Genomic DNA, 24,720 nt, shown 5'->3' with positions numbered 1-24,720 from the left:
GGGACGGCTTCCCCCGGAGTACCAGGGGACTATCCGAGCGCTACCGGAGGACGAGCGACCGACGGTGCTTCAGCCCGCGGACCGGCTCCTAGTCCCCGGCGGTGACCAAGCCGGACTCGTACGCGACCACCACCGCCTGGGCCCGGTCGCGCAGGTCGAGCTTGTTCAGAATCCGCCCGACGTGGGTCTTCACGGTCTGCTCGGCGACCACCAGCTCGGCGGCGATCTCGCCGTTCGAGCGGCCCCGGGCGATCAGCCGGAGCACTTCGGTCTCCCGGGGGGTGAGCCCGGCCAGACTGACCGGGCGGGGCCGGTCCCGGCCGGGCCGGGCGGCGAACTCGGCGATCAGCCGGCGGGTCACCGTCGGGGCGAGCAGCGCCTCACCGGCCGCCACCACCCGGACCGCGTGCACCAGGTCGGCGGCCGGGGCGTCCTTGAGCAGGAAGCCGCTGGCGCCGGCCCGCAGCGCCTCGTAGACGTAGTCGTCCAGGTCGAAGGTGGTCAGCACGAGCACCCGGGGCCGGTCGGCCTCCGGTCGGCCGCCGAGGAGCTGCCGGGTCGCGGCCAGGCCGTCCAGCACCGGCATCCGGATGTCCATCAGCACCACGTCCGGGTCGAGTCGCCGGGCGGCGGTGACCGCCTCGGCGCCGTTCGCCGCGTCGCCGACCACCAGCAGGTCGGGCTGGGCCGCCAGCAGTGCTCCGAACCCCTGCCGGACCATCGCCTGGTCGTCCGCCACGAGTACCCGGATCATCCGTCCAGCTTGCCGTCCCGCTCGGACCGGTCCGCTGCCGGGGTCTCCTCCTCCGGACGGTAGGGCAGGTAGGCGGTCACCGCGTACCCGTGGTCGTCGGTGGGGCCGGCCCGCAGCCGGCCGCCGAGCAGCCGGGCCCGCTCCCGCATCCCGGTCAGCCCGTGCCCGGCCTGGCCGGCGGCGTCGCCCGCCGGGCCGGTGCCGGGTCCGGGCGGGTCGTTCCAGATCCCGATGGCCAGCCCCCGGTCGTCCGCGTCCACCGACACCCGCACGGCCGTCCCGGGCGCGTGCCGGGCCGCGTTGGCCAGGGCCTCCTGGACGATCCGGTACGCGGCCAGCCCGACCGCCTCCGGCACCGTCCGGAGGTGCTCCGGCTCCGGACCGGTGGCGACCGTCACCGCCATCCCGGCCCGGCGGGCCGCCTCGACCAGCTCCGGTACGTCGACCAGCCCCGGCTGCGGCGCCGTCTCCGGTGCCGAGGCCGCCTCGCTGCGCAGCACGCCGAGCAGTCGGCGCATGTCGGCCAGCGCCTCCCGGGCCGACCCGGCGATCGCGGTGAACTCGTCCCGGGCCGGCTCGGGCAGCCCGGTCAGCCGGTACGGCGCGGTCTCCGCCTGCACCGCGATCATCGACATGTGGTGCGCGACCACGTCGTGCATCTCCCGGGCGATCCGGGTCCGTTCCTCCAGCACCGCCCGGCGGGCCTGCTCCAGCTCGCTGCGTTCGGCGACCTCGGCGAGGGCCTGCTGGCTCTGCCGGCGCCGTCGCACCTGGTCACCGACGATCAGGATCGCCAGGAAGAGCAGCAGCACCCCGTGCGCGTTCGCCTGCGACGGCACGCACAGATAGGCCGGCAGCACGCTGAGCACCGCCGCCCAGGCGGAGACCCCCAGGCTGGTCCGGGCGGCCAGCACGAGCAGCACGAAGAGGAAGGCGACGATCTGCACCGGGCTCCACGGCCAGGACTCGTCCGGCCGCGCGTCGAGGACGCCGAAGAAGAGCATGGGGTAGCCGATCCGCCAGCCGAGCAGTGGGCGGAACGGGGCCAGCACCGCCGGCAGCACCCCGCCGACCCCGAGCAGGATCGCCAGCAGGTCCGGCAGCTTCCGGGTGTCGGTCAGGTACTGGATGCCGGCGATGGTGATGCCGACCAGGGCGAAGACCAGGATCGGCGCCACCACCGGCCGGGCGGCCCGCATCCGGCGCCGCCACCTGCCGGGCGGACCGTCCGGGACGGCCGGTGGGTAGTCCGCCCCGACCAGCAGCCGGAGCAGGTCGTCGCGGCCGAGGCGCAGTGCCGCGGCGGTGCCGTTCTCCATCAGGGGGAGGGTACGGCCGCCGGGCGGCGACCGTCGTCACCCCGTGGCGCTATCCGGCCCGTAGTACCCCGGTAGCACGCAGCGCGGCCGGCACCCCGGGTTACGGATTACCCGGCGGTAGCGCCTAGTCTCCAACCCGCACGTCCGTACCGTCGAGGAGGAGGACACCCGTGGCCCGTACCGTGCTGGTGACCGGGGGCAACCGGGGGATCGGCCTGGCCATCGCGCAGGCCTTCGCCAAGCAGGGCGACCGGGTGGCGGTCACCCACCGGGGCAGCAACCCGCCCGCCGACCTGTTCGGGGTCCGGTGCGACATCACCGACAGTGACCAGGTCGACGAGGCGTTCTCGGCTGTCGAGGCGGAGTTGGGCCCGGTCGAGGTGCTGGTCTGCAACGCCGGGATCACCGACGACACGCTGTTGCTGCGGATGTCGGAGGAGCAGTTCACACGGGTCCTCGACGCCAACCTGACCGGCGCGTTCCGGTGCGCCAAGCGGGCCTCCGGCAAGATGCTCCGGGCCAGGTGGGGCCGCATGATCTTCGTCTCCTCGGTGGTCGGTCTCTCCGGCGGCGCCGGCCAGGTGAACTACGCGGCGAGCAAGGCCGGCCTGGTCGGGGTGGCCCGGTCGATCACCCGGGAGCTGGGCGGCCGGAACATCACCGCCAACGTGGTGGCGCCGGGGTTCATCGACACCGACATGACGGCGGTGCTCTCCGACGAGCGCAAGGCGGAGATCCGCAAGTCGATCCCGGCCGGCCGGATGGCCAGCCCGGACGAGGTGGCCGGGGTGGTGGCCTGGCTGGCCTCGGACGCCGCCGGCTACGTCTCCGGGGCGGTCGTCCCGGTCGACGGCGGCCTCGGCATGGGCCACTGACCGGGCACCGACTGGCACAATCGCCCAGGCGCCGTGATCGGCCGGGACGGACCCGGACCGGCCGCGGGACGCGGGGGACCACGAGGGTATGGAGGATCTTGTGTCTGGACTGCTGGCCGGCAAGCGGCTGCTCGTCACCGGGGTCATCACCGACCAGTCGATCGCGTTCTCGGTGGCGAAGCTCGCCCAGGAGAACGGCGCGACGGTGGTGCTCACCGGCTTCGGCCGGATGTCGCTGGTCGAGCGGATCGCCAAGCGGCTGCCCGAACCCGCGCCGGTGATCGAGCTGGACGTCACCGACGCCGACCAGTTGGCCAGCCTGGCGGACCGGGTCCGTGAGCACGTCGACGGGCTGGACGGCGTGGTCCACTCGATCGGCTTCGCGCCGGCGAGCTGTCTGGGCGGCGGCTTCCTGGACGCGCCGTGGGAGGACGTGGCGACCGCGGTGCAGGTCTCGACGTACTCCTACAAGTCGCTCGCGGTGGCCGCGCTGCCGCTGATGAGCGCGGGCGGCGCCGTGGTCGGACTCACCTTCGACGCCACCAAGGCCTGGCCGGTGTACGACTGGATGGGCGTGGCCAAGGCCGGGCTGGAGTCCGCCTCCCGCTACCTCGCGTTGCACCTCGGCGCGAAGGGCATCCGCAGCAACCTGGTCTCGGCCGGGCCGCTGCGCACCATGGCCGCGAAGTCGATCCCGGGCTTCGAACGCTTCGAGGAGGCCTGGGGCGAGCGGGCCCCGCTGGGCTGGTCGCTCACCGACCAGGAGCCGGCGGCCCGGGCCTGCCTGGCCCTGCTCTCCGACTGGTTCCCGGCCACCACGGGTGAGATCGTGCACGTCGACGGCGGCTACCACGCGCTCGGCGCGGCCATCTGAGCACGGCCCCCCGTCCGGCCGAGCACGGCCCCGTCCGGCTGGCGCAGCCGGTGGGCGGGGCCGGGCCCGGCGGTCCGGCGGCGGCGGGAACAATAGGGGCATGTCCTACGACGCCGTTGTGTTGATCTCGTTCGGTGGGCCGGAACGGCCCGAGGACGTCCTCCCGTTCCTGGCCAACGTCACCCGGGGGCGGAACGTGCCGCCGGACCGGCTGGCCGAGGTCGCCGAGCACTACCAGCACTTCGGCGGCGTGTCGCCGATCAACCAGCAGTGCCGGGAGCTGCTCGCCGCGATCCGCGCCGACTTCGCCGCGCACGGGCTCGACCTTCCGGTCTACTGGGGCAACCGCAACTGGCACCCGATGCTCGCCGACGCCGTGGCCCAGCTCCGCGACGACGGGATCACCTCCGCCCTCGGCTTCGTCACCAGCGCGTACGGCGGCTACTCCTCCTGCCGGCAGTACCTGGAGGACATCGCGACCGCCCGCGCGGCGGTGGGGCCGGGGGCGCCCCGGATCGACAAGCTGCGGCAGTACTGGGACCATCCCGGATTCGTCGACCCGCACGCCGACGCGGTGGCGGGCGCGCTGGCCACCCTCGACCCGGCCCGGCGGGACAGCACCCGGCTGGTCTTCACCGCCCACTCGATCCCGGTCTCGATGGCCGCCACCGCCGGCCCGCAGGGCGGTCGGTACGAGGCACAGTTGCGCGAGACCGCCGCACTGGTGGCCGACCGGGCGGCTCCCGGCCTGCCGTACGACCTGGTCTGGCAGAGCCGCTCCGGCCCGCCGCAGGTGCCGTGGCTGGAGCCGGACGTCAACGACCACCTGCGCACCCTGGCGGCCGACGGGGTCACCTCGGTGGTGGTCAGCCCGATCGGCTTCGTCTCCGACCACCTCGAAGTGGTCTGGGACCTGGACACCGAGGCGGCGGGTACGGCCAAGCAGCTCGGTCTCGACTTCGTCCGGGCCGGTACCCCGGGCACCGACCCGAGGTTCGTGTCGATGGTCCGGGATCTGGTGACGGAGCGGCTTAACCCGGCCGACACGCCCACGCGACGCCGGCTGGGTACGCTGCCCGCCTGGGACACCTGCCCGACCGGTTGCTGCCAGCCGGCCCGGCGCCCCTGACCCCGCCCGCGCAAGGAGAGCCATGAACGAGAGCAGCCCGTACCCCGCCCGTCGTGGCGGCCCGGCATGAACGATCGGAAGCCGGTGGAGTGCTGGCTGACCGACATGGACGGGGTGCTGGTGCACGAGGGGCAGCCGGTGCCCGGTGCCCCGGAGTTCGTCCGCGCGCTGCGTGCCTCGGGCAAGCCGTTCCTGGTCCTCACCAACAACTCGATCTACACCGCCCGGGATCTCCAGGCCCGGCTGAACCGGATGGGCTTCGACGTCCCCGAGCACGCGATCTGGACCGCCGCGCTGGCCACCGCGCAGTTCCTGGCCGACCAGCGCCCCGGCGGCACGGCATACGTGATCGGGGAGGCCGGGCTGACCACCGCGATGCACGCGGTCGGCTACGTGCTCACCGACTTCGCCCCGGACTACGTGGTGCTGGGCGAGACCCGGACGTACAGCTTCGAGGCGATCACCAAGGCGGTCCGGCTGATCGACGGCGGGGCCCGGTTCATCTGCACCAACCCGGACCCGACCGGCCCGTCCGCCGAGGGTGCCCTGCCGGCGGCCGGCTCGGTGGCCGCGATGATCTCGAAGGCGACCGGGGTCGAGCCGTACTTCGTCGGCAAGCCGAACCCGATGATGATGCGCTCGGCGTTGAACACCATCGACGCGCACTCCGAGACGACCGCGATGATCGGTGACCGGATGGACACCGACATCCTCTGCGGGCTGGAGGCGGGGTTGCAGACCGTGCTGGTGCTGACCGGGATCAGCACCCCGGCCGAGGCGGAACGCTATCCGTACCTGCCGTCCCGGATCGTCTCCTCGGTCGCCGACCTGATCGACGAGGTCTGAGCGGAACGCGGTCCGGGCGGAACGCGGTCCGGGCGGAACGCCGTCCGGGCGGTCTCGTGACCGCCCGTTCAGGCGGTGCTGGCCCGGCTCAGGTCGCGGTCGTTCGGGTTCGGGTCGGGGTCGGCCGGGGCAGCGCCGCGATCCTGGTCGTCCCGAGCGGCCGGAGCGTCGGAGTCGGCTCCGGGTGCCGGTCGGCCGGGGCGGTCCGGCCCGTCCGGCAGCGGTGACGGCGGCCGGTCCACGGGCCGGGTGGCCTCCTCGGCGCCGCTCCCGCCGCCGGACCACCGGGCCGGCAGCGCCGCGACGACGGCGTACCCGATGGCGGCGGCGACCAGGAACCACACCGGAAGCATCAGCCGCTCGTACTCCGAGTCAACAGGCTTCGCGGCCAGCAGCGCCAGCCCGCTCAGTCCGGTGCCCAGCCACAGGAAGGTGAGGTGCCTGGTGCGGGTGACGAAGATCAGCGTCGCCGCTATCACCGCGATCTGCGGCAGCGGGTTGACGTACCAGTGCTCGAACCTGGTCGGCCACCACAGGAGGTTCCGCTCCCAGAGCCAGGTGTACGGCTCGGGCGTGTCCGGCCGGATGAAGTGGGTGGTCACGTAGTCCTGGATGGCCTCGTTCAGCGACGGCAGCTTGAGCGCCGCGCTGACCGCGAACCAGCCGGCCAGGGTGGCCAGGCCGAGCCCGCCGGCGAGCAGCGCGCCGCGCCGGTTCGGGAACCGGGTCAGCAGCGCCAGGGCGCTCGCGGTCACCAGGACCAGGGCCATCGCCACCCCGTTCGCCGACTTGGTGGCGAAGGTCCAGGCGAAGCCCGCGAGCGCGATCGGCACCCCGCTGTACCTGTTGCGCCAGAGCAGCATCGCGCCGATCAGTACAGCGAGGCAGCCGGCCAGCATCGCACCGTCGGCAAGCATCCGGGTTATCCAGAACCCGGTCGGCAGCGCATAGATCAGCGCGGCGGCGATGACGCTGACCAGGCGCATTCCGAAGGCGAGCCAGACGGCCAGGTAGGTGAGCAGGCCGACGCCGACGGCGATGATCAGGGTCGCCACGGCCATGCCCTGCCAGACGCCGAGGATCTTCACGAAGGGCGCCGCGAACAGCGGGTATCCGGGCCGGCTGTCGAAAATTGCGATGTAGCGGGGAGAAACGCCCTGCTGGGGATACCCGTTGCGGCAGGCGCGGGGCATTCTCCGTTCTTTGGCCGAACGGTTGATGTCGCGGCACACCTGAAAGGATGAGCGGGCGGAGGCGGTCGCCAGATCGGTGCCGGCGAAGACCTGGGCCTGTCGCATGTACCAGTAGCTGTCGCCGGAGGAGGCGATCCGGCGCGGGTCCTCGTAGCGGGCCATCGAGAGTGCGCCGGCAATGGCGATCACCAGCAGCACCCAGGCCAGTTCGACGGTGCCGCGCCGGTTGAACCAGCGACGCCGGGACGCCGGGGCACTCGCGGAAGAGGAGTGCGCGAGATCGATCGAACTCGGGGTGCCGCCCATGGAACGAGGACCCTACCGCACCTTTGTAACCGGCGTCTTTCCCCGGCATCCGTCCGAGCGTCGAATGCCGGACGAATTCGTCGGCACGTTGGTCGACGCGGTTTGCCGGTCGGAACGATTATCGCGGCCAGAATAGCCGGCGGTATCGGCGCCACCAGGACCGACGACGGCTTTCGGCGGGCGACGGTGGGTGCCGTCGGTTCCGGTGCCGGGCGGCGTCAGGCCGAGAGCGGTGCGTTGCAGGCCGCCACGACGGCCCGGCGGCAGGCGGCGGTGAGCGGGCGCAGCGCGGCGTCACGCTGCTGGGCCTCGTGGCCGTTCACCGAACCGCCGGGCGCGGCGTGCTCGGCCAGCGCGAGCACCTGGTCCAGCACGCTGGCCCGGGCGAAGAGCCGCCGCGAGCGCGGGTCGAAGCCGGGTGGCAGCTCCATCCCGCTGTCCGGGCGGCGCAGTGCCGCGAGTGCGCCGGCCAGCTCCGGGCGCCACTGCGCGACGTCGAGCCGGGTCAGCGCCGCGGTCGCCTCGGCCAGGGTCACCGCCAGCTCGGCCTCGGCCTCGGCCGCGCCGGGACTGCCCAGCGAGGCGGCCGGGGCGCTCTCCGGCAGCGGGTACACCCGCCAGAGCACCGTCTCGAATGTCACTCCGGACCCGCTGGTGTGCGTGCGTACCTCGGGAATCACGCCCAGACCACGGGCCACCACCGCCTCGCCGGCCAGCAGTGCCGCCGAGGCGAACGGGCCGGGACCGGGCAACCCGCGGGGATCGCCGGGTGCGGGCAGCACCAGCCGGATCTCGTCCGGCGAGAGCTTGGAGAAGGCGGAGAGCGCGTCGCGTAGCGGGATGTCGGTCCAGGCGCCCGGGGCGTCCGCGACAAGGTGCTCCTCGCCACCGGCGATCTCGTCGGCGATCTCGTCGTACGGCACCAGCCCGGCACGCCAGGCGCGTACCCAGGCCACGAAACGGCTGGACCGGCGCGCCACGAGAGTCGCCGCGCCCGTTGCGGGGGACATGCGGCTAGGGTACGTGCTTCCCGTGTCGGCTGTCTCGACTGCCGGCCGGGCGGCGCGTCAACGCCGACCGACCGACCGGCACCGGCTACCGTCCCCGGGATGGGGAGGATGTACGGCGACGACGTGCTCGCCGGGGACTGGCGGCGGCGCAGGGTCACCCCCGAGGTGCCGGCCGAGGTCGACCTGGTGGTGGAGGACGCCGCCTCGGGGTTCTGTGGCGCGGTGGTGGGTTTCGAGTCCGGTGCGGTGGTGCTGGAGGACCGGCACGGGCGGCGGCGCAACTTCCCGCTGCTGCCGGCGGCGTTCCTGCTCGACGGCAAACCGGTGACACTGCGCCGCCCGGCACCGTCGACGGCACCGGCACCGCGCCGCCGGACCGCCTCCGGGTCGGTGGCGGTGGCCGGGGTACGCGCCCAGGTGGCCAAGGCGAGCCGGATCTGGGTGGAGGGTGTGCACGACGCCGCCCTGGTGGAGCGGATCTGGGGTGACGACCTGCGCATCGAGGGCGTGGTGGTGGAGCCGCTGGACGGCATCGACGAACTCGCCGCCCGGGTCCGCGAGTTCGGCCCCGGGCCGGGGCGGCGGTTGGGTGTCCTCGTCGACCACCTGGTGCCCGGCTCGAAGGAGAGCCGGATCGTGGCGGCGGTCAACTCGCCGGACGTACTCGTCACCGGCCATCCGTACGTCGACGTCTGGCAGGCGGTGAAGCCGTCGGCGCTCGGCATCCGGGCGTGGCCGGTGGTGCCGCCGGGACGGCCGTGGAAGGAGGGGGTCTGTGCCGCCCTCGGGGTCGCCGAGCCGGCCGAGATGTGGCGGCGCGTCCTCGCCCGGGTGGACAGCTTCCACGACGTGGAGACACCGCTGATCAACGCGGTCGAACGGCTCATCGACTTCGTCACGGTCCCGTCCGAGCCCTGAGCTGTCCCGTCCGAGTCCTGAGCCATCCCGTCCGAGACCTGAGCCACGCCTGGAGCATCCGCCCCTCGTCCGGGGCGGGGCAGGTGGCGACGCCGGTTCAGCCGAGCCGGTCGGGGTGGCGGGTGAAGACGAAAGTGGCGATGTCCAGGGCCGTGGCCGCACCGGTCGGGTCGCGGCGGACGGTCAGGATCTCCCCGTCGTTCATGCCGGAGCGGCCCCGCCAGCGCCCGTCGCCGTCCCGCCGGAACCGCCAGCGTGCTACGGCGCCCGGCGGCTGCGGGGTGACCACCAGCTCCTCGGCGCCGGGATCCCAGGCCACCTCGAACTCCCGCCCCATCCACCACCAGCGACCGGTCAACCCGGCGATCTCGCCGGCCGGCGGTGCGGCCACCGGGCGCCAGGGCCGTACCGGTGCGGGTTCGGCGTCGAGTACCAGGCCCAGCACCTGCCGGCCGAGCATCGGCAGCGAGCCGGTGCGCAGCCCGTACGAGTTGGCGAAGCCGACCACGCCGATGCCGGAGGGGCGGTGCACCGAGGCCGTGGCGACGTAGCCGGGCATCGAACCGCCGTGCCCGGCGTACACCCGGTCGCCGGCCCGGTGCAGCTCGACGCCGAGGCCGTAACCGGCGGTCCAGGCGTCGAGGTCGGCCATTGCCACCGGTACGCACATCTCGGCCAGGGTTTCCGGGGCGAGGATCTCCGGGTCCGGGGCGGCGAGGAATCCGGCCCAGCGGGCCAGGTCGGCCAGGCTCGCCCAGAGCTGGCCGGCGGGTGCCATCGCCCCGGTGTCGGTGCGCGGCTCCTCCCGCAGCGTCTCGTGCCAGGGGTGGACGACGTAGCCCCGGGCGTACGGCTCGGTCGGCTGGTAGGAGGTGCGGACCATCCCCAGTGGATCGAGCAGTCGGGACCGGACGAGCTTCCACCAGGACTCCCCGGTGACCCGTTCCAGTACGGCGCCGAGCAGCGCGTAGGCCAGGTTGGAGTAGTGGAAGGTGCGGTGCGCCGGGAAGGCCAGCTTCTGCTCGGTCAGCCCGGCCAGCAGGGTCGCCAGGTCGGTGCCGGCGGAGCGTTCCCACCAATCGCCGTCCGGTTCCCGTTGCAGGCCGGCGGCGTGGCCGAGGAGTTGCCGCAGCCGGACGGCGCCGAGCGGGTTGCCGGGCAGGTGCCGGTCCAGCGGGTCGTCCAGGTCGAGCAGCCCCTCGTCGCGCTGGCGCAGCAGCAGTACCGCGGTCATCGTCTTGGTGATCGAGCCGATCCGGTACTGGATGTCCGGATCCGGCATGGGGGTCTCACCGGCGGCGGCGACGTGCAGCAGCCCGCCGGCCGTCCCGGTGGCGACCGGGGCCCGCAGCACCCCGAGGATCAGCGAGGGTGCCCGGCCCGTGGCCTGGGCCTGGGCGACGAGCGCGTCGACCCGGCGGGTCGTCTCCGGCAGTAGGCCGGACTCCGGCGGCAGCGGGGCCACGGGCTCCTCCTCGAACTCGGGGTGCGGGGGACTCGGCGGTGGATACGGAAAGCCGGACCCGGGGGTTCGGAGTTCTCGGTCGGGTTCGGAGTTCGCGGTCGGTCGTGCGGGGACGGTAGGAGGATTATCCGACCAGACCGGGCGTAACCGCGGCGGGGCGGGGTTCGCCGAACCCGTGCCGGCCGCCGGACCTCGGCATACGAGATCTTATGCGTGTCGATCAGGATTCGCCGGTGCTGCGCATCCGTGACAGGATCGACGTGTGGAGCCGCTCCTGTGGATCGTATTGGGCGTCGTGTTGGTCGTCGCTGAGATCTTCACGACGACTCTCTTTCTGGTGATGTTCGGGGTCGGTGCGTTCGCCGCTGCCGGTGCTGCCGCCCTCGGCGCACCGCTGGCCATCCAGGCGGTGGTCTTCGCCGCCGTCTCGGCGCTGACCGTGGCCGTGGCCCGGCCGGTCATCCAGCGGCACCGCACGGCCGAGCTGACCGGCGAGGAACAGCCGTTCGGGGTGCGGGCGATCAGCGGGAGCAGCGCCCTGGTGCTGGAGCAGGTGGACGCCAACGGCGGCGTGGTCAAGATCGACGGGGAGATCTGGACCGCCCGCTCCTACGACGCGACCCAGGTGATCGAGACCGGGACCCGGGTACGGGTGATCGAGGTCAAAGGCGTGACCGCCCTGGTGTGGCGGGACGAGTTCACAATTGACGAGCAACCAGATAAAGACGCACAACCAGATAAAGAGGGGTGAGCGCGACGTGGATACTGTGATCGGTCTGCTGTTGGCCGCCGTGGCACTGATTACGGTGGTCACCCTGATCCGCGCGGTACGGATCGTGCCGCAGCAGCGGGAGGACGTGGTCGAGCGGCTCGGCCGGTACAAGCGCACCCTCAACCCCGGACTCAACCTGCTGGTCCCCTTCGTCGACGCGGTACGCACCAAAGTCGACATGCGGGAACAGGTGGTCAGCTTCCCGCCCCAGCCCGTGATCACCTCGGACAACCTGGTCGTCTCGATCGACACCGTGCTCTACTTCAAGGTCGTCGACTCGGTGAAGGCGACCTACGAGATCTCGAACTTCCTCCAGGCCATCGAACAGCTGACGGTCACCACCCTGCGGAACGTCATCGGCTCGCTCGACCTGGAGCGGGCGCTGACCAGCCGCGAGGAGATCAACCGGCACCTCTCCGGCGTACTCGACGAGACGACCGGACGCTGGGGCATCAAGGTGACCCGGGTGGAGATCAAGGCGATCGAGCCGCCGCCGAGCATCCGCGACTCGATGGAGAAGCAGATGCGCGCCGAGCGGGACCGCCGGGCGGCCATCCTGAACGCCGAGGGGCACAAGCAGTCGCAGATCCTCTCCGCCGAGGGCGAGAAGCAGGCCGCGGTGCTGCGCGCCGACGGTGACCGGCAGGCCCGGATCCTCCAGGCGGAGGGCCAGGCGAAGGCGATCCGTACCGTCTTCGACGCGATCCACACGGCGAACCCGAGCCAGAAGGTGCTGGCCTACCAGTACCTCCAGGCGTTGCCGCAGATCGCCAACGGGCAGGCGAACAAGGTCTGGATCGTGCCGGCCGAACTGACCAAGGCGCTCGAAGGGCTCGGCGGGGCACTCGGCGGGCTGAGCCAGGCCGCCGGGGACGAACCGCACGCCGAGGTCGACGCCGGTGCCGTCGAGCGCGAGGCGGCGGAGGCGGCCCGCGCCGCCGCCGAGGCGGCCCAGGAGGTCAACGCCGAGGTACGCGCCGCCGAGGCGCAGGTGTCGTCGCGACCGACCGGTCCGCAGGGCCTACCCGCCCCCGAGCCGGTCTCGCCGGACAGCCTCACCGGCGACTCCACCGTGGACAGGCAGCCCGAACGCGGCTGACGCCTCCTCCCGCCGGTCGGGCCGTCCGGCGGGGGCACGGCATATTTGACCAAAGCGTCCGCGCGGCGCCCCGGCACCTGACACGATCTGTCTAGCGACGGGTGGTGACCAGGAGCCGGGGCGTCGATTTGTGAGTACGCCGCGCCCGCCCGCGCAGCACGTGGAGCGAGGTGACGCGCGTGACCCACCCCTCGAAACCGGAAAACCACCCCTCAAACCCCAAGCGTGATCCCACGCCCGGTACCTCACCGGCGGTGCCCAACCGGGCGGCCGGCACCGTACCGGGCGTCGGCACACCGGCCGACCCGACCTCCGGCCGCTGGCCCTACGGCGGTCTCGGCTTCCTGCCGTTCGCGGTGGAGCGGGTGCGCAGCGAACCGGCCAGCGACGCGAGTTGGGCCTGGTCGCTGCGCCGGCTGGCCCGGTTCGCCGTCTGGTCACTGCCCGGTTATGCCATTGTGTACGGTTCGGTGACCCTGGTCGGCGCCGGGAACGCCCCGTTCCTCACCCAGCAGCGCCCGGCACACCTGCTCGGCTGGATCGGCGCGCTCTGGCTCGGCCTGCTGGCGCTGATGGCCCTGGCCAGCCTGCTGGTGAGCACCCGTACCCGGGGTGCCGGGATCGCCGGCCTGCTGGTCGCGGTCGCCGGCACGATGCTGGTACTCCCGTTCGGCGGGCTGCCGGATCCCACCGCGACGTTTGGCCGGGCGGGCCAGGTCATCGCGGTCAGCGGCGGGTTGCTCTACTCGCTCGGCTGGTGGCTGACCGGCCTGGCGCTGCACCGGTCCGGCGTGTTCAGCCAGTCCGACGGCGTACTGCTGATGATCGCGGCACCGCTGCTCGGCGTCGGCGGCATGCTGGCCTCGGCACTGCACGCCCTCGGCGCGGTCCTCGTGCTCGCCGCCGGGATCGGGATCGGCTGGCGGGCCCGGCGGCTGGTGCCGGCGGTCGGCCGGGCCGCGCTGGCCCGGCCCGGCACGGCCGGCGCGGTGGCGGCGCGGGTCTCCGCCGGAGCCCGGCAGGGCATCGCGGCCGCTGCCGGAGGGATCCCCGACCGGAAGGTCGTCCCGGACGGCGGGCTCGGCCCCGCGACCACCGGACCGACCCCGTCCTGACCGCACCGGAGCGATCGGTCCCGGCGAGCGCTCCGCTCCCTGGCGTACCGCTCACGGCTCGCCCCGCCTGGCCCAGGTGATGAAGCGTGCCGTGAGGTCGATCGGGCGGCCCGGGTTGAGCTGGTGGAGTTGCTCGCGGGCCTCCAGCAGTTGTCCGCCGAGGTAGACCAGCAGCGCGGTCACGTCGTCCTCGTACTCCCTGAGCAGGGCCAGCCGGGCCGGCTGGCAGGGCCACTCGGCGGCGCAGTTCCGGCAGCGCCAGAGCGGGCGCATCGGCTCGTGCGGAATGCTGCGGTGCAGCGTCATGGCCGGCAAACCCACACGGTACGCATGCCAACTCCTCTCGCCAGGTGTGGACGGGGGCCGCCCCGGTCGAGGTACGGGGAAGGATGGGACGGCCCCCTCGGCGGGAGCCCGCCCCGGCCCTTTCCGGCGCGGCACGAGCCCGCATAGCTGACAGTGTTGTGACGACGCCACTACTGTCGGAAGGCATTCGCGCTGCTCGGCCCGCAGGAGCAGCGGCTTCCTTCCGATGTGCAGAGGTGTGCAGATGGATCGACTGCCCATGTTGGAGCTGTTTGCCGGAGAGCTTCGCCGGCTGCGTACGGCGGCCGGCCTGTCCCAGGAGGCGCTGGGGGAACGGATCACGTATTCGGCCTCCCTGGTGGCCGGCGTCGAGCAGTGCCGGCGACCACCCCGGGAGGAGTTCACCCTCCGCTGCGACAACGCCCTGGGCGCGGACGGCCTGCTGCTCCGTATCCGCAGCGCCATCCTTCGGGAGAGTCTGATGCCCTGGTTCCGCGAGTGGGTGACCATCGAACAGGAGGCGACCGCGCTGTGCAGCTTCGAGCCGCTGGTCGTACCCGGTCTACTCCAGACCGAGCGATACGCGCGGGCCCTGCACGAGGGGGCGAGTCAGCTCGTTGGCGACGAGATGGAGCAGCAGGTGGCCGCGCGCCTGGCGCGCCAGGAGATCCTGCGTCGGGACTCGCCTCCGCAGCTCGTCGCGGTGCTCGACTACACCGCGCTGGAACGCCCGGTCGGCGGCCCCGACGTGATGCGGGAGCAACTCCGCCATCTGCTGGAGGTCGCCGCCCGTCCCCGGATCCATCTGCACGTGGTGCCGAAGGGCGTCGGGGCGTATCCCGGGCTGAACGGGGCCTTCGTGATCGCGACTCCTCCGGAGGGTGGCGACGTGGCATACCTCGACAACCAGTTGCAGGGCACGATCGTCGAGCGCACGGCGGACGTACACTCGATGCGGCAGACCTGGGAGTCTGTGCGGGCCGAGGCGATGCCCCGCGGGGCCACCCTCACGTTGATCTCGGAGGCGGCGAAGTCATGGACCTGAGCGGCGCGATCTGGCACAAGAGCACCCGCAGCAGTGGCAATTCTGGCAACTGCGTCGAGGTGGCGGACAACCTGCCGGGCGTCGTCGGCGTCCGGGACAGCAAGGATCGGCAGGGTCCGGCGCTCACCTTCGACCCGCGGGCGTGGCGGTCCTTCGTGATCTTCGCCAAGCAGCACTGATCCAGCCGCGCGCCCGCAGTCACGATCGAATCTCGAGCAGCAGGGTGCGCTGGCCGTCGATCCGGGCGTATTACGATGTGTTACGGTCGGTAGGTGCCGGAACGTGAGTACGTGTGGACCGACGAAGGTCTGGCCAATGCTCAACGCAACGGCGTCGGCGTGGACGAGGCAACCCAGGCGCTCTACGCCCCATCGGGCCTGCGCTACGAGCGCGTCCTCGGTGACCTGCTGCTCATCGTCATGGGTATGGCCGGCAGCGGTCGGATCATCGCGGTGCTGTGTGACCGCATCGGCACCACCCAGACCTACAAGATCATTGGGGTGCGTGCCTTACGTGGCGCAGACCTCGATGAGTGGAGGAGGCGAGTCCTGTGACCGAGCCGGAATTCGACCGGATGACCAAGGAGCAGGTCATCGCGTGGTTCCAGAACGCCGACAGCCTGGCACCGGTCATGAGATCCATGACCACAGCACCAGCGTCCGGCACCGCACCCGAGGTACCCATGATGCTGGTCAGCATCCGCCTGCCCGTCACTCTCGTCGAACAGTTGGACCACCTCGCCGGGCAGGCCGCAACCCGCCGGTCCGACGTCGTCCGCGATGCCCTGACCGGTTATGTGACCGCCCGGACCGCACCGGTCAGCCTGGATGAGGCCGAACACGCCCTCGACGTACTCAGCCGCATCGTCACCGCTCGCAGAAACGAAGGCCACGCCGACGCGGACTGACGGCCCGCAGACTGCCGCGAACAGGGATCGGAATTCTCCGGCCCCGCCGCGTCACCGGATTCGGCCCATCGGTTGATCGGGGCAGATCGCGACCGGGGAGAATCGGCCCGTGACCGACGTACCGACCGCTTCCGTTGCCGAGATCATCGACCCGGAGGATCCCCGGATCGCCGACTACCGGGCGCTCACCGACGTCGAGTTGCGCACCCGGTGGGAGCCGCCGAACGGGCTCTTCATCGCCGAGGGTGAACTCGTGCTCCGCCGGGCGTTCCGGGCCGGCTACCGGCCGCGCTCCTTCCTGGTCGACGCGAAACGCCTCGACCAACTCGGCGACCTGGCCACCGGCGAGGCGCCCGTCTACGCCGCCAGCCCGGCCGTACTGGAGCGGGCCACCGGCTTCCACGTGCACCGGGGCGTACTCGGGTCGTTCCACCGCCGCCCGCTGCCGGCCGTGCCGGAGGTGATCCGCGGCGCCCGCCGGGTCGTGGTGCTGGAGGACGTCAACAACCACACCAACCTCGGCGCGATCTTCCGGGGTGCCGCCGCGCTCGGAGTGGACGCCGTACTGCTCTCGCCGACCTGCGCCGACCCGCTCTACCGGCGCAGCGTCCGGGTCAGCATGGGCGAGGTCTTCGCGGTGCCGTACGCCACACTCGGCGAGTGGCCGGCCGGGCTGGCCGACCTCCGGGCGGCCGGCTTCGCCGTACTCGCTCTGACCCCGGCCCCGGAGGCGGTGCCGATCCAGCGGCTCACCCCGGCACAGCGGCACCGGGCCGCCCTGCTGCTCGGTGCCGAGGGTGCCGGCCTGACCCCGGCCGCCCAGGCCGCCAGCGACATCCGGGTGGTCATCCCGATGCGTCGCGGTGTCGACTCGCTGAACGTCGCCGCCGCCACCGCCGTCGCCCTCTGGGAACTGGCCCGCGACGACCCCGAGGTGTGAGGCCCGCGCGGCTGCTTGCATGGCCATGCGACCTAATGAATAATCATCCCTGTGTCCAAGGTTCTCACCTCCCTGCCCATCGGCGAACGAATCGGCATCGCCTTCTCCGGCGGTCTCGACACCTCGGTGGCGGTCGCGTGGATGCGCGACAAGGGCGCCGTTCCCTGCGCCTACACCGCAGACATCGGCCAGTACGACGAGCCCGACATCGCCTCGGTGCCCGGCCGCGCGCTCAGCTACGGCGCCGAGGTGGCCCGGCTGGTCGACTGTCGCACCGCCCTGGTCGAGGAGGGTCTGGCGGCGTTGACCTGCGGGGCCTTTCACATCCGCTCGGCTGGGCGGGCCTACTTCAACACCACCCCGCTGGGCCGGGCCGTGACCGGCACCCTGCTGGTCCGGGCGATGATCTCCGACGACGTCCAGATCTGGGGCGACGGCTCCACCTTCAAGGGCAACGACATCGAGCGCTTCTACCGGTACGGCCTGCTGGCCAACCCTCAACTGCGCATCTACAAGCCGTGGCTCGACACCGACTTCGTCACCGAGCTGGGTGGGCGGAGGGAGATGTCGGAGTGGCTGCTCGAACGCGGCCTGCCGTACCGGGACAGCACCGAGAAGGCATACTCCACCGACGCCAACATCTGGGGCGCGACGCACGAGGCGAAGACTCTCGAGCACCTCGACGCCGGCATCGAGACGGTCACCCCGATCATGGGAGTCCGGTTCTGGGACCCCTCGGTGGAGATCCCGACCGAGGACGTCACCATCGGTTTCGACCAGGGTCGCCCGGTGACGATCAACGGCAAGGAGTTCGGTAGCCCTGTCGACCTGGTGCTGGAGGCCAACGCCATCGGCGGCCGGCACGGCCTGGGCATGTCGGACCAGATCGAGAACCGGATCATCGAGGCCAAGAGCCGCGGCATCTACGAGGCGCCCGGCATGGCACTGCTGCACGCGGCGTACGAACGGCTGGTCAACGCCATCCACAACGAGGACACCCTGACGAACTACCACAACGAGGGCCGCAGGCTCGGCCGGCTGATGTACGAGGGGCGCTGGCTGGATCCACAGGCGCTGATGCTGCGCGAGTCGTTGCAGCGCTGGGTCGGCACCGCGGTCACCGGGGAGGTGACGTTGCGACTGCGCCGGGGCGAGGACTACTCGATCCTGGACACCACCGGCCCGGCGTTCAGCTACCACCCCGACAAGCTGTCGATGGAGCGTACCGAGGACTCTGCGTTCGGTCCGGCGGACCGGATCGGCCAACTCACCATGCGCAACCTGGACATCGCCGACTCGCGGGCGAAGCTGGAGCAGTATGCCACCCTCGGCATGGTCGGCGGCGCGGCCCCGCACCGGGTGGTCGGCGCCGCGCAGGCGGCCTCGACCGGGCTGATCGGCGCGATGCCGGAGGGCGGCGCGGAGGCGATCGCGTCCCGCGGCGTCTCCTCCGCCGACGACGAGGCGCTCGACCGGGCCGCGATGGAATTCGGCGTCGACTGACCGGAAGCCTGACGCTCCCCGCGTGGGTCCCGGCCGGTTCCCTCCGTGCCAGCCGGTTCCCTCCGTGCCAGCCGGTTCCCTCCGTGGCGGTAGCGTCGTGCGCGTGTTCCCCACCGTGCGCGAGGTGCTGGCCCTCGATTCGGTCCGGCACGGCGGCCCTCGGATGGTCGCCGGTGCGGCCGGGCTCGACCGGCTCGTCCGCTGGGTGCACGCCGCCGAGGTGCCGGACATCGCCGCCCTGCTCAGCGGCGGCGAACTGGTCCTCACCACCGGCATCGGCCTGCCCGGCGACGACGCCGGGCTGCGCGCCTTCATCGGCGAGCTGGCCGACGTCGGGGTCTCCGGGCTCCTGGTCGAGCTGGGCCGGCGCTATCCGGCGGCGGTACCCCGGGCGATGGTCGCGGCGGCCGAGCAGCGGAACCTGCCGCTCGTCGAACTGTGCCGGGTCACGCCGTTCGTCCGGATCACCGAGGCGGTGCATGCGCTGATCGTCGACGCGCAGCTGACCGAGCTGCGGGCGACCGAGGAGATCCACCAGCGCTTCACCGAACTCTCCGTCGAGGGTGCCGAGCCGGCCGAGGTGGTCCGGCAGGCCGCGCTGCTGGCCGGCTGCCCGGTGGTCCTGGAAAACCTCTCCCGGCAGGTGCTCGCGTACGACCCGGCGGGGGAGAGCGCCGAGCTGCTGTTGCGCGGCTGGGAGCAGCACTCCCGGCGGATCCGCCCGACCGGCCGGACCGGCTACGACCCGGACGCCGGCTGGCTCTACACCACTGTCGGCGCCCGGGGACAGGACTGGGGGCGGCTGCTGCTGCGCTGGCCGAGCGGCGAACTGCCGGCCCGGTCGACGCCGCCGACCCGGTTGACGATCCTGGTCGAACGGGCCGCCTCCACCCTGGCGCTGGGCCGGCTGATCCGGCGGGACGCCGAAGGGCTGGAGCGGCAGATCCACCGCACCCTGCTCACCGCGCTGCTCGACCACACCCGGCCGGTCGACGAGGTGGCGCTGCGGGCCCGCGCCCTCGGCGTACCGCTGGATCGCCGGCACCTGGTCGGGGTGGTGGTCCGGTATCGCGCCGACGACGCGGCGGGCCCGGCGGCCGGCAGTTCACCGGCCGGCCAGGCCCGGCTGCGGGACCTGGCCGAGGCGGTCGGCCAGGCGCTGCGGGACGCCGAGCTGAGCGGGCTGGCCAGCACCCTGGACGACCAGGCGGTCGGTGCGGTGCTGGCGCTGCGGGACGCCGGGGAGGAGGAGACCGCGCTGGCCGCCTTCGCGGCGGCCCTTCACCGGGTACGCCTGGACGTCGCCCCGACCCCCACCCGACCGTACGCCGGGCCGGGTGCGGTGATCGTGGCGGCCGGTTCGGGCGTCGGCACCGTGGCCGAGGCACGCCGCTCGCTGACCGAGGCCCGGCAGGTGGCCGACGCCGCCCGCCGGGGTCGACGGGACCTGCCGGTGTTCCGGCTGCCCCAGGTCGGGCTGGCCGGGCTGCTGCACCTGCTCCGGGACGAGCCGAGGTTGCAGACCTTCGTGGAACGCGAACTCGGCCCACTGCTGGCCCACGACGCCGAGCACCCGCGCGAGCAGTTGCTCGGCACGCTGCGCGGCTACCTGGAGAGCGGCCGGAACAAGTCGGCGGCGGCCACGGCGGCGCACCTGTCCCGGCCGGCCTTCTACGAGCGGCTGGCCCGGATCTCCCGGATCCTCCGGGTCGACCTGGACTCGGTGGACGACTGCCTGTCGCTGCACGTCGCCCTGCTCGCCCTGGACGCCGTCCGGGACGGCTGACCAAGGAAGGGCCCCCCATTATCGTTTTCTGTTGTAGCGGGGGCCCTTCCTTGCACCGGAGAGACCCCGGCCGGCGGGGGCTCCGGTCAGGAGATCGCGGTGAGTGCCTTGGCGTACGCCGGTGGGACGAAGTGCGGGCCGGCCGGGGTGAAGACGTCGGTGGCGTTCGCCGCGGTCCAGGCTTCGGCCGGAATGGCGTCGAGCAGGGTACGGAGCACTGCCGCGTCCCGCCAGTCCGGGTGCTCGGCGACCAGGCCGAGCGCCACCACCGACTCCTCGACCTCGCCGACGCACTCGAACGGCTTGTGCGCCGAGATGCCGAGCAGTTCGAGGTAGCCGGGTGCCTGGGCCGGGTCGGCCAGCAGGTCGGCGCCGAAGATCCGCACCAGTCGGGCCCGGGGCATGAACGGGGCCAGGGCCAGGAAGATGAACCGGCACTTGGGGCAGTTCGCGCACCACCTGTCGCTCGGGTCACTCAGCTTGAACGCGGCGTTGCAGCTCGTCACCACGTCGTCATACCGGTCGAATCCGGCGAAGAGCCGGGCGATGTGCAGCTCGGAGAGTTGCCGCAGCAGCGAGAAGTACGGCTCGACCAGCCCGGCGTGCCCGGCCAGCGCCGCCCGGAGCAGCCCCTCCGCCTCGACCCCCTTGGACCACTGGTGGTTGACCTCGACGCCGTGCCAGACCAGGTTCGGGTCGGAGGCGGAGCGCTCGTTCGACATCACCACCGGGCCGAGCCCGTGCAGCACGGCGGTGCCGACCGCGATCAGCGAGTTGATCGCGGTGACCGGGATGTGCCCGTTGCGCGCCCCGGCGGCGTTCAGGGCGATCAACGCCGGGTCGAGCCGGCGCCGGGCGGCCAGCGGGGTCAGCCCGGACGCCTCGTCGACGCTGACGATGATGTGGTTCGGGTTGACCGAGAACGGCACCGGGTCGAAGCCGGCCCGGCGCAGCGCCTCCAGGCTGACGATGGAGTCCTTGCCGCCGCCGACGGTGCTGAGCGGCCGGCGGTCCGAGTTGTCCCACTCGGCCGGCGGCTCGACCTTCCCCGGCGGCAGTTCGGGGGTCAGTTCCAGCACGTGCGGCAGGTCGTTGCGGTAGGCGTACTCGGCGAGGCCGGCGGTGTAGACGGCGGTGACCAGCGCGACGGCGTCGGCGCCCAGCGGCGCCGGCAGGACCAGCCGGGGCGGTGCGGCGGCCTTGTAGTAGCTCACCCCGGCGACCAGGTGCAGCAGCTCCAGCACCCGGCCGAAGGTGGCCAGCGTCTCCGCCGACGGCGGCGTCTCGGGCCGGGGGAAGGTGATCCGCTCGGTGAACCGCAGCTCGCCGTCCGGGCCGGTCAGCGCGTACTCGAGGGCGGCCTCCCCGGTCGCCGGGTCGAAGGAGCGGGCCGGGAAGGAGAAGGCGGCCATCCGCCGGAGCTGTCCGTTGGGCACACGCAATAGTAATCAACCCCTGGTCGACACCCCGGGCGATCTCCGCGCCTCGGCGGCGGAAGGGGCTCTTTCTCACTCTTCGCCGGTCGGCACCGAACGGAGCAGCCGGAGCAGGCCCGCGCCGCCGAGGTACGCCAGCAGCGCGCCGACGGGCAGCCCGAGCAGGTATTCGCCGCTCTTCGGGGCGACGCTGTTGGCGAAGAGCCCGGCCACGGTCGCGGCGAAGCCGAGCCCGACGAGCAGCAGTCGGGGTCGCGGGCGGGTGAGGGTTCGGCAGAGCGTGGCCGGCAGCGCCCGGGGCCGGGTGGCGGGGCGGCGGGAGCCGCGCAGCTCGATCCGGCCGAAGACGGCGACCAGGCCGGCGAGTACCACGGTCAGCATCAGCAGCCAGGGGATCCGCCAGAGCCACCAGGCGGCGGAGCCGACCGGTGGGCTGGGCAGCACACCGAGCGCGTCCAGGGCGCCGGCCAGCAGGATCACGCCGGTGAGGTGCCAGAGGAAGACGGTGAGCACCACCGAGTTGACCGCGACCACCAGCATCCAGGGGCGCCTGCGGTGCAGCCAGCGTTCGGCCGGGGCGCGGAGCAGCATGATCAGTCCGAGTTGTGCGGTGGCCAGCGCGAGCAGGGCCAGGCTGGGCGGGGACATGTTCTGGATCCGCTGGCCCGGCTGGTTGATCATGCTACTCGGGTACGGGCCGACGGTGGTGAGCAGCAGCAGCGCGGTCAGCCCGACCACCAGCAGTGGCCAGCCGACCCGGGGACGCATCGGCAGGGCGCCGGTCCGCCAGGCGTACCCGACCTGGTGCATGGCGAGCCAGCCGAAGAGGAAGTTGCCGTACCCGAGCCGGGGCTCGCCGAGCAGCCGGGCCAGGTCGCCCAGGGTGAGCAGCCCGAGCAGCACCACCGGCACGGCCAGGCCGTACCGCTGGTGCAGGGCGTACGTGACCGGGGCCAGCAGCACCACGCAGAGGTAGGCGGAGAGGAACCAGAGCGGCACCGTGGCGTACCAGACGACCTCGCGGACCTGTTGCGGGTCGGCGCCGAGCAGCCGGGCGGTCAGGGCGGCGAGGACGAGCAGCACCAGCAGCACGGTGGTGGGCCGGACCAGCCGCCCGCTGCGGTCGGCCAGCCAGCTGCCGGCGTCGCCGCCGCGACCCCGGTGACCGGTCAGCGAGGCGGCGTTGGCGTAGCCGCCGACCAGGAAGAACAGCGGCAGGACCTGGAAGAACCAGGTGCCGGGGCGGCCCCAGCCGATCTCCTCCAGGGCGTTGTGGCCACGCAGCCGGCCCGTGTCGTCGGGTTCGAGGACGGCGATCAGCCAGTGCCCGTACACGACCAGGACGATCGCCACCGCGCGGAGCAGGTCGACGTAGCGCTCCCGCCGGGCGGGCGTACGGCCGGCGATCTCCCGCAGGCGGCGCATGTGGCCAGGCTATCGACTACCCGGACCGGCTGGTGGAGTATGCGACAAGCCGGGGTCGATTGCCGGTCCGTAACGGTTCGGCCGCCGGGGCTTGCTGCCGGCATCCTCTTCCGTAAGAATCCTTCGGTAACTTTCCGTGAATTGAAGACAAGCACCACCTACCGGTGCCCGCTGAGCACCAGCACCTGCCCGCCCAGGGCTGCCACCTGCGAAACCGCACCACCCCGCACCAGCGGGCCGGATCCGAGGAGAAGCTATGAAGAGGCGTGACATCCTCCGCCGTACCGCCGCGGCCGGGCTGCTGGCCGTCCCCGCCACCGGCCTGCTGACCGGTTGCGCCCTCGGCGGCGGCGACGAGGACGGCGGCGGCGAGTCGCTCGAAGGCACGAAGAGTGAGCAGAACCCACTCGGCGTCAAGGAGGACGCGCCGCTCGAGGTGGTCATCTTCAACGGTGGTTTTGGTGAGGAGTATGCCAAAGCCCACCAGGCGATGTACACCGCGAAATATCCGCAGGCGACGATCAAGCACTCCGCCACGCAGGAGATCAACAAGACTCTGCAACCCCGGTTCGTCGACGGCACCCCGCCCGACGTGGTGAACAACTCCGGCAAAGGCCAGATCGACTTCAACGGCCTGGTCTCCCAGGACGCCCTGGCCGACCTCGGCGAACTGCTCGACGCGCCGAGCCTCGACATCGCCGGCAAGAAGGTCCGGGACACCCTGCTGCCCGGCGTGCTCGACGTCGGGTCGTACGACGGCAGGTTCCTGGTGCTCAACTACACGTACACCGCCTACGGCATCTGGTACTCGACGAAGCTCTTCGCCGACCGCGGCTGGCAGTACCCGAAGACCTGGGACGACCACATCGCGCTCTGCCGGCAGATCAAGGCCGCCGGCATCGCCCCCTGGACGTACGCCGGCAAGCACCCCCGCTACATGAGCTGGCCGGTGATCTCGACGGCGATCAAGTTCGGCGGCCCGGACGTGGCGAAGGCGATCGACAACCTGGAGCCGAACGCCTGGAAGTCCGATGCGATGAAGGCGGCGGCGGACGCCTGGTACCAGATCGTCAAGGACGGCTTCATCCTGCCCGGCAGCCCCGGCCTCGACCACGTCCAGTCGCAGACCGAGTGGTGCCGGGGCAAGGCCGCCTTCATCTCCTGCGGCTCCTGGCTGGAGAGCGAGCAGGCCAAGGTGACCCCGGCCGGCTTCAACATGTCCGTCGCGCCGACCCCGAGCCTCGGCACCGGCGACAAGCTGCCGTTCGAGGCGATGCGCGGCACCGCCGGTGAGCCGTTCATGGTGCCGGCCAAGGCCAAGAACCGGGCCGGCGGGCTGGAGTACCTGCGCACCATGCTCTCGCTCAAGGGCGCCCAGGACTTCACCCGGAAGGTCTCCAGCCTGACCGTGGTGGCCGGCGCCACCGAGGGCGTCGACCTGCCGTTCGGGCTGAACACCGTGGTCAAGGCGCTGGACGCCTCCGGTGCCAACGGCTTCAACTGGGTCTACAACAACTTCTACCGCAAGCTGGAACGGGAGCTGGTCGACGCGGCCTGCGGCGAGTTCTTCGGCGGCCGGGCCACCCCGGCGGAGTTCCTGGACCAGTGCCAGCGCGGCGCCGACCAGATCGCCGCCGACAGCAGCATCAAGAAGTACAAGCGCCAGTAGAGCCGGGTTACGCTGCGGGGCCGGCCGG

24 protein-coding genes are annotated in these 24,720 nt (G+C 72.3%); 16 read left to right on the top strand and 8 right to left on the bottom strand.

The window, feature by feature from the left end:
* Window positions 1-88: 88 nt before the first annotated feature.
* Window positions 89-754, bottom strand: coding sequence for a response regulator transcription factor (locus tag O7626_RS21510; RefSeq protein WP_278062935.1), 666 nt, complete (start codon window positions 752-754; stop codon window positions 89-91).
* Window positions 751-2,073, bottom strand: coding sequence for a sensor histidine kinase (locus O7626_RS21505; RefSeq protein WP_278062934.1), 1,323 nt, complete (start codon window positions 2,071-2,073; stop codon window positions 751-753). The genes O7626_RS21510 and O7626_RS21505 overlap by 4 nt, the downstream gene beginning before the upstream one ends.
* Window positions 2,074-2,243: 170 nt before the next feature.
* Between O7626_RS21505 and fabG the strand changes: the two genes are divergently transcribed.
* The 4 genes from fabG (at window position 2,244) to O7626_RS21485 (ending at window position 5,797) form a co-directional block, all read left to right on the top strand.
* Window positions 2,244-2,948 carry a 3-oxoacyl-ACP reductase FabG gene (gene fabG / locus O7626_RS21500; protein WP_278062933.1) on the top strand — a complete coding sequence of 235 codons (705 nt, stop codon included), beginning with the start codon at window positions 2,244-2,246 and terminating at the stop codon, window positions 2,946-2,948.
* Between the two features lie 100 nt (window positions 2,949-3,048).
* A complete protein-coding gene (gene fabI, locus O7626_RS21495) occupies window positions 3,049-3,822 on the top strand; it encodes an enoyl-ACP reductase FabI (RefSeq protein ID WP_278062932.1) in 774 nt (257 codons plus the stop codon).
* A gap of 100 nt (window positions 3,823-3,922) precedes the next feature.
* A complete protein-coding gene (locus tag O7626_RS21490; RefSeq protein ID WP_278062931.1) occupies window positions 3,923-4,951 on the top strand; it encodes a ferrochelatase in 1,029 nt (342 codons plus the stop codon).
* A gap of 66 nt (window positions 4,952-5,017) precedes the next feature.
* Entirely contained in the window at window positions 5,018-5,797 is a 780-nt protein-coding gene (locus O7626_RS21485; protein ID WP_278062930.1) for an HAD-IIA family hydrolase, read from the top strand.
* Between the two features lie 68 nt (window positions 5,798-5,865).
* On the opposite strand, the gene O7626_RS21480 is transcribed toward O7626_RS21485, so the two are convergent.
* Together O7626_RS21480 and O7626_RS21475 are read right to left on the bottom strand one after the other, a co-directional pair.
* Window positions 5,866-7,296 (bottom strand): hypothetical protein, encoded by a 1,431-nt coding sequence (locus tag O7626_RS21480; RefSeq protein WP_278062929.1) that lies wholly within the window; start codon window positions 7,294-7,296, stop codon window positions 5,866-5,868.
* Window positions 7,297-7,514: 218 nt separating this feature from the next.
* The gene (locus tag O7626_RS21475) at window positions 7,515-8,306 is read right to left on the bottom strand and encodes a hypothetical protein (protein WP_278062928.1); all 792 of its coding nucleotides are present in this window, start codon (window positions 8,304-8,306) and stop codon (window positions 7,515-7,517) included.
* Between the two features lie 99 nt (window positions 8,307-8,405).
* On the opposite strand from O7626_RS21475, the gene O7626_RS21470 reads away from it, so the two are divergent.
* Window positions 8,406-9,224 (top strand): DUF3097 domain-containing protein, encoded by an 819-nt coding sequence (locus tag O7626_RS21470; RefSeq protein ID WP_278062927.1) that lies wholly within the window; start codon window positions 8,406-8,408, stop codon window positions 9,222-9,224.
* A 97-nt stretch (window positions 9,225-9,321) separates the two neighbouring features.
* On the opposite strand, the gene O7626_RS21465 is transcribed toward O7626_RS21470, so the two are convergent.
* Complete coding sequence (locus O7626_RS21465) at window positions 9,322-10,689, bottom strand: serine hydrolase domain-containing protein (protein ID WP_278062926.1); 1,368 nt, start codon at window positions 10,687-10,689, stop codon at window positions 9,322-9,324.
* Between the two features lie 262 nt (window positions 10,690-10,951).
* Between O7626_RS21465 and O7626_RS21460 the strand changes: the two genes are divergently transcribed.
* From O7626_RS21460 to O7626_RS21450, 3 genes are all read left to right on the top strand, one after another.
* Window positions 10,952-11,440 (top strand): NfeD family protein, encoded by a 489-nt coding sequence (locus O7626_RS21460; protein ID WP_278062925.1) that lies wholly within the window; start codon window positions 10,952-10,954, stop codon window positions 11,438-11,440.
* 7 nt (window positions 11,441-11,447) lie between these two features.
* Window positions 11,448-12,560, top strand: a complete 1,113-nt coding sequence (locus O7626_RS21455; RefSeq protein ID WP_278062924.1) for an SPFH domain-containing protein — start codon at window positions 11,448-11,450, stop codon at window positions 12,558-12,560.
* Window positions 12,561-12,814: 254 nt separating this feature from the next.
* Window positions 12,815-13,675 carry a hypothetical protein gene (locus tag O7626_RS21450; RefSeq protein ID WP_278062923.1) on the top strand — a complete coding sequence of 287 codons (861 nt, stop codon included), beginning with the start codon at window positions 12,815-12,817 and terminating at the stop codon, window positions 13,673-13,675.
* A 51-nt stretch (window positions 13,676-13,726) separates the two neighbouring features.
* Here O7626_RS21450 and O7626_RS21445 read toward each other — a convergent pair whose 3' ends face one another.
* Window positions 13,727-13,981, bottom strand: a complete 255-nt coding sequence (locus O7626_RS21445; RefSeq protein ID WP_278066248.1) for a flavin reductase — start codon at window positions 13,979-13,981, stop codon at window positions 13,727-13,729.
* Between the two features lie 244 nt (window positions 13,982-14,225).
* Here O7626_RS21445 and O7626_RS21440 point away from each other — a divergent pair, with 244 nt between their 5' ends.
* The 7 genes from O7626_RS21440 to O7626_RS21410 all read left to right on the top strand — a co-directional run bounded on the left by O7626_RS21440 (window position 14,226) and on the right by O7626_RS21410 (window position 20,162).
* Window positions 14,226-15,026, top strand: coding sequence for a helix-turn-helix transcriptional regulator (locus O7626_RS21440; RefSeq protein WP_278062922.1), 801 nt, complete (start codon window positions 14,226-14,228; stop codon window positions 15,024-15,026).
* On the top strand, window positions 15,017-15,205 hold the full coding sequence (locus O7626_RS21435; RefSeq protein ID WP_278062921.1) for a DUF397 domain-containing protein: 189 nt from the start codon (window positions 15,017-15,019) through the stop codon (window positions 15,203-15,205). The genes O7626_RS21440 and O7626_RS21435 overlap by 10 nt, the downstream gene beginning before the upstream one ends.
* Before the next feature lie 93 nt (window positions 15,206-15,298).
* On the top strand, window positions 15,299-15,580 hold the full coding sequence (locus O7626_RS21430; RefSeq protein WP_278062920.1) for a hypothetical protein: 282 nt from the start codon (window positions 15,299-15,301) through the stop codon (window positions 15,578-15,580).
* The gene (locus O7626_RS21425) at window positions 15,577-15,933 is read left to right on the top strand and encodes a ribbon-helix-helix protein, CopG family (protein ID WP_278062919.1); all 357 of its coding nucleotides are present in this window, start codon (window positions 15,577-15,579) and stop codon (window positions 15,931-15,933) included. Before O7626_RS21430 ends, O7626_RS21425 begins: the two co-directional genes overlap by 4 nt.
* 109 nt (window positions 15,934-16,042) lie before the next feature.
* Window positions 16,043-16,873, top strand: coding sequence for an RNA methyltransferase (locus O7626_RS21420; RefSeq protein WP_278062918.1), 831 nt, complete (start codon window positions 16,043-16,045; stop codon window positions 16,871-16,873).
* 51 nt (window positions 16,874-16,924) lie between these two features.
* Window positions 16,925-18,376, top strand: a complete 1,452-nt coding sequence (argG, locus tag O7626_RS21415) for an argininosuccinate synthase (protein ID WP_278062917.1) — start codon at window positions 16,925-16,927, stop codon at window positions 18,374-18,376.
* A gap of 103 nt (window positions 18,377-18,479) precedes the next feature.
* On the top strand, window positions 18,480-20,162 hold the full coding sequence (locus O7626_RS21410) for a PucR family transcriptional regulator ligand-binding domain-containing protein (protein WP_278062916.1): 1,683 nt from the start codon (window positions 18,480-18,482) through the stop codon (window positions 20,160-20,162).
* A gap of 86 nt (window positions 20,163-20,248) precedes the next feature.
* Here the strand turns inward: O7626_RS21410 and O7626_RS21405 are convergent, their stop codons facing one another.
* Together O7626_RS21405 and O7626_RS21400 are read right to left on the bottom strand one after the other, a co-directional pair.
* Entirely contained in the window at window positions 20,249-21,598 is a 1,350-nt protein-coding gene (locus O7626_RS21405; RefSeq protein ID WP_278066247.1) for a hypothetical protein, read from the bottom strand.
* A gap of 72 nt (window positions 21,599-21,670) precedes the next feature.
* Complete coding sequence (locus O7626_RS21400) at window positions 21,671-23,023, bottom strand: acyltransferase (RefSeq protein WP_278062915.1); 1,353 nt, start codon at window positions 23,021-23,023, stop codon at window positions 21,671-21,673.
* A gap of 256 nt (window positions 23,024-23,279) precedes the next feature.
* Between O7626_RS21400 and ngcE the strand changes: the two genes are divergently transcribed.
* Complete coding sequence (gene ngcE, locus O7626_RS21395; protein ID WP_278062914.1) at window positions 23,280-24,692, top strand: N-acetylglucosamine/diacetylchitobiose ABC transporter substrate-binding protein; 1,413 nt, start codon at window positions 23,280-23,282, stop codon at window positions 24,690-24,692.
* Window positions 24,693-24,720 lie beyond the last annotated feature (28 nt).

The sequence above is a fragment of the Micromonospora sp. WMMD1102 genome, assembly GCF_029626265.1.
Lineage (GTDB): Bacteria > Actinomycetota > Actinomycetes > Mycobacteriales > Micromonosporaceae > Plantactinospora.
Note: the sequence above shows the minus strand (reverse complement) of the source record. Positions and strands in the feature narration are given on the sequence as shown.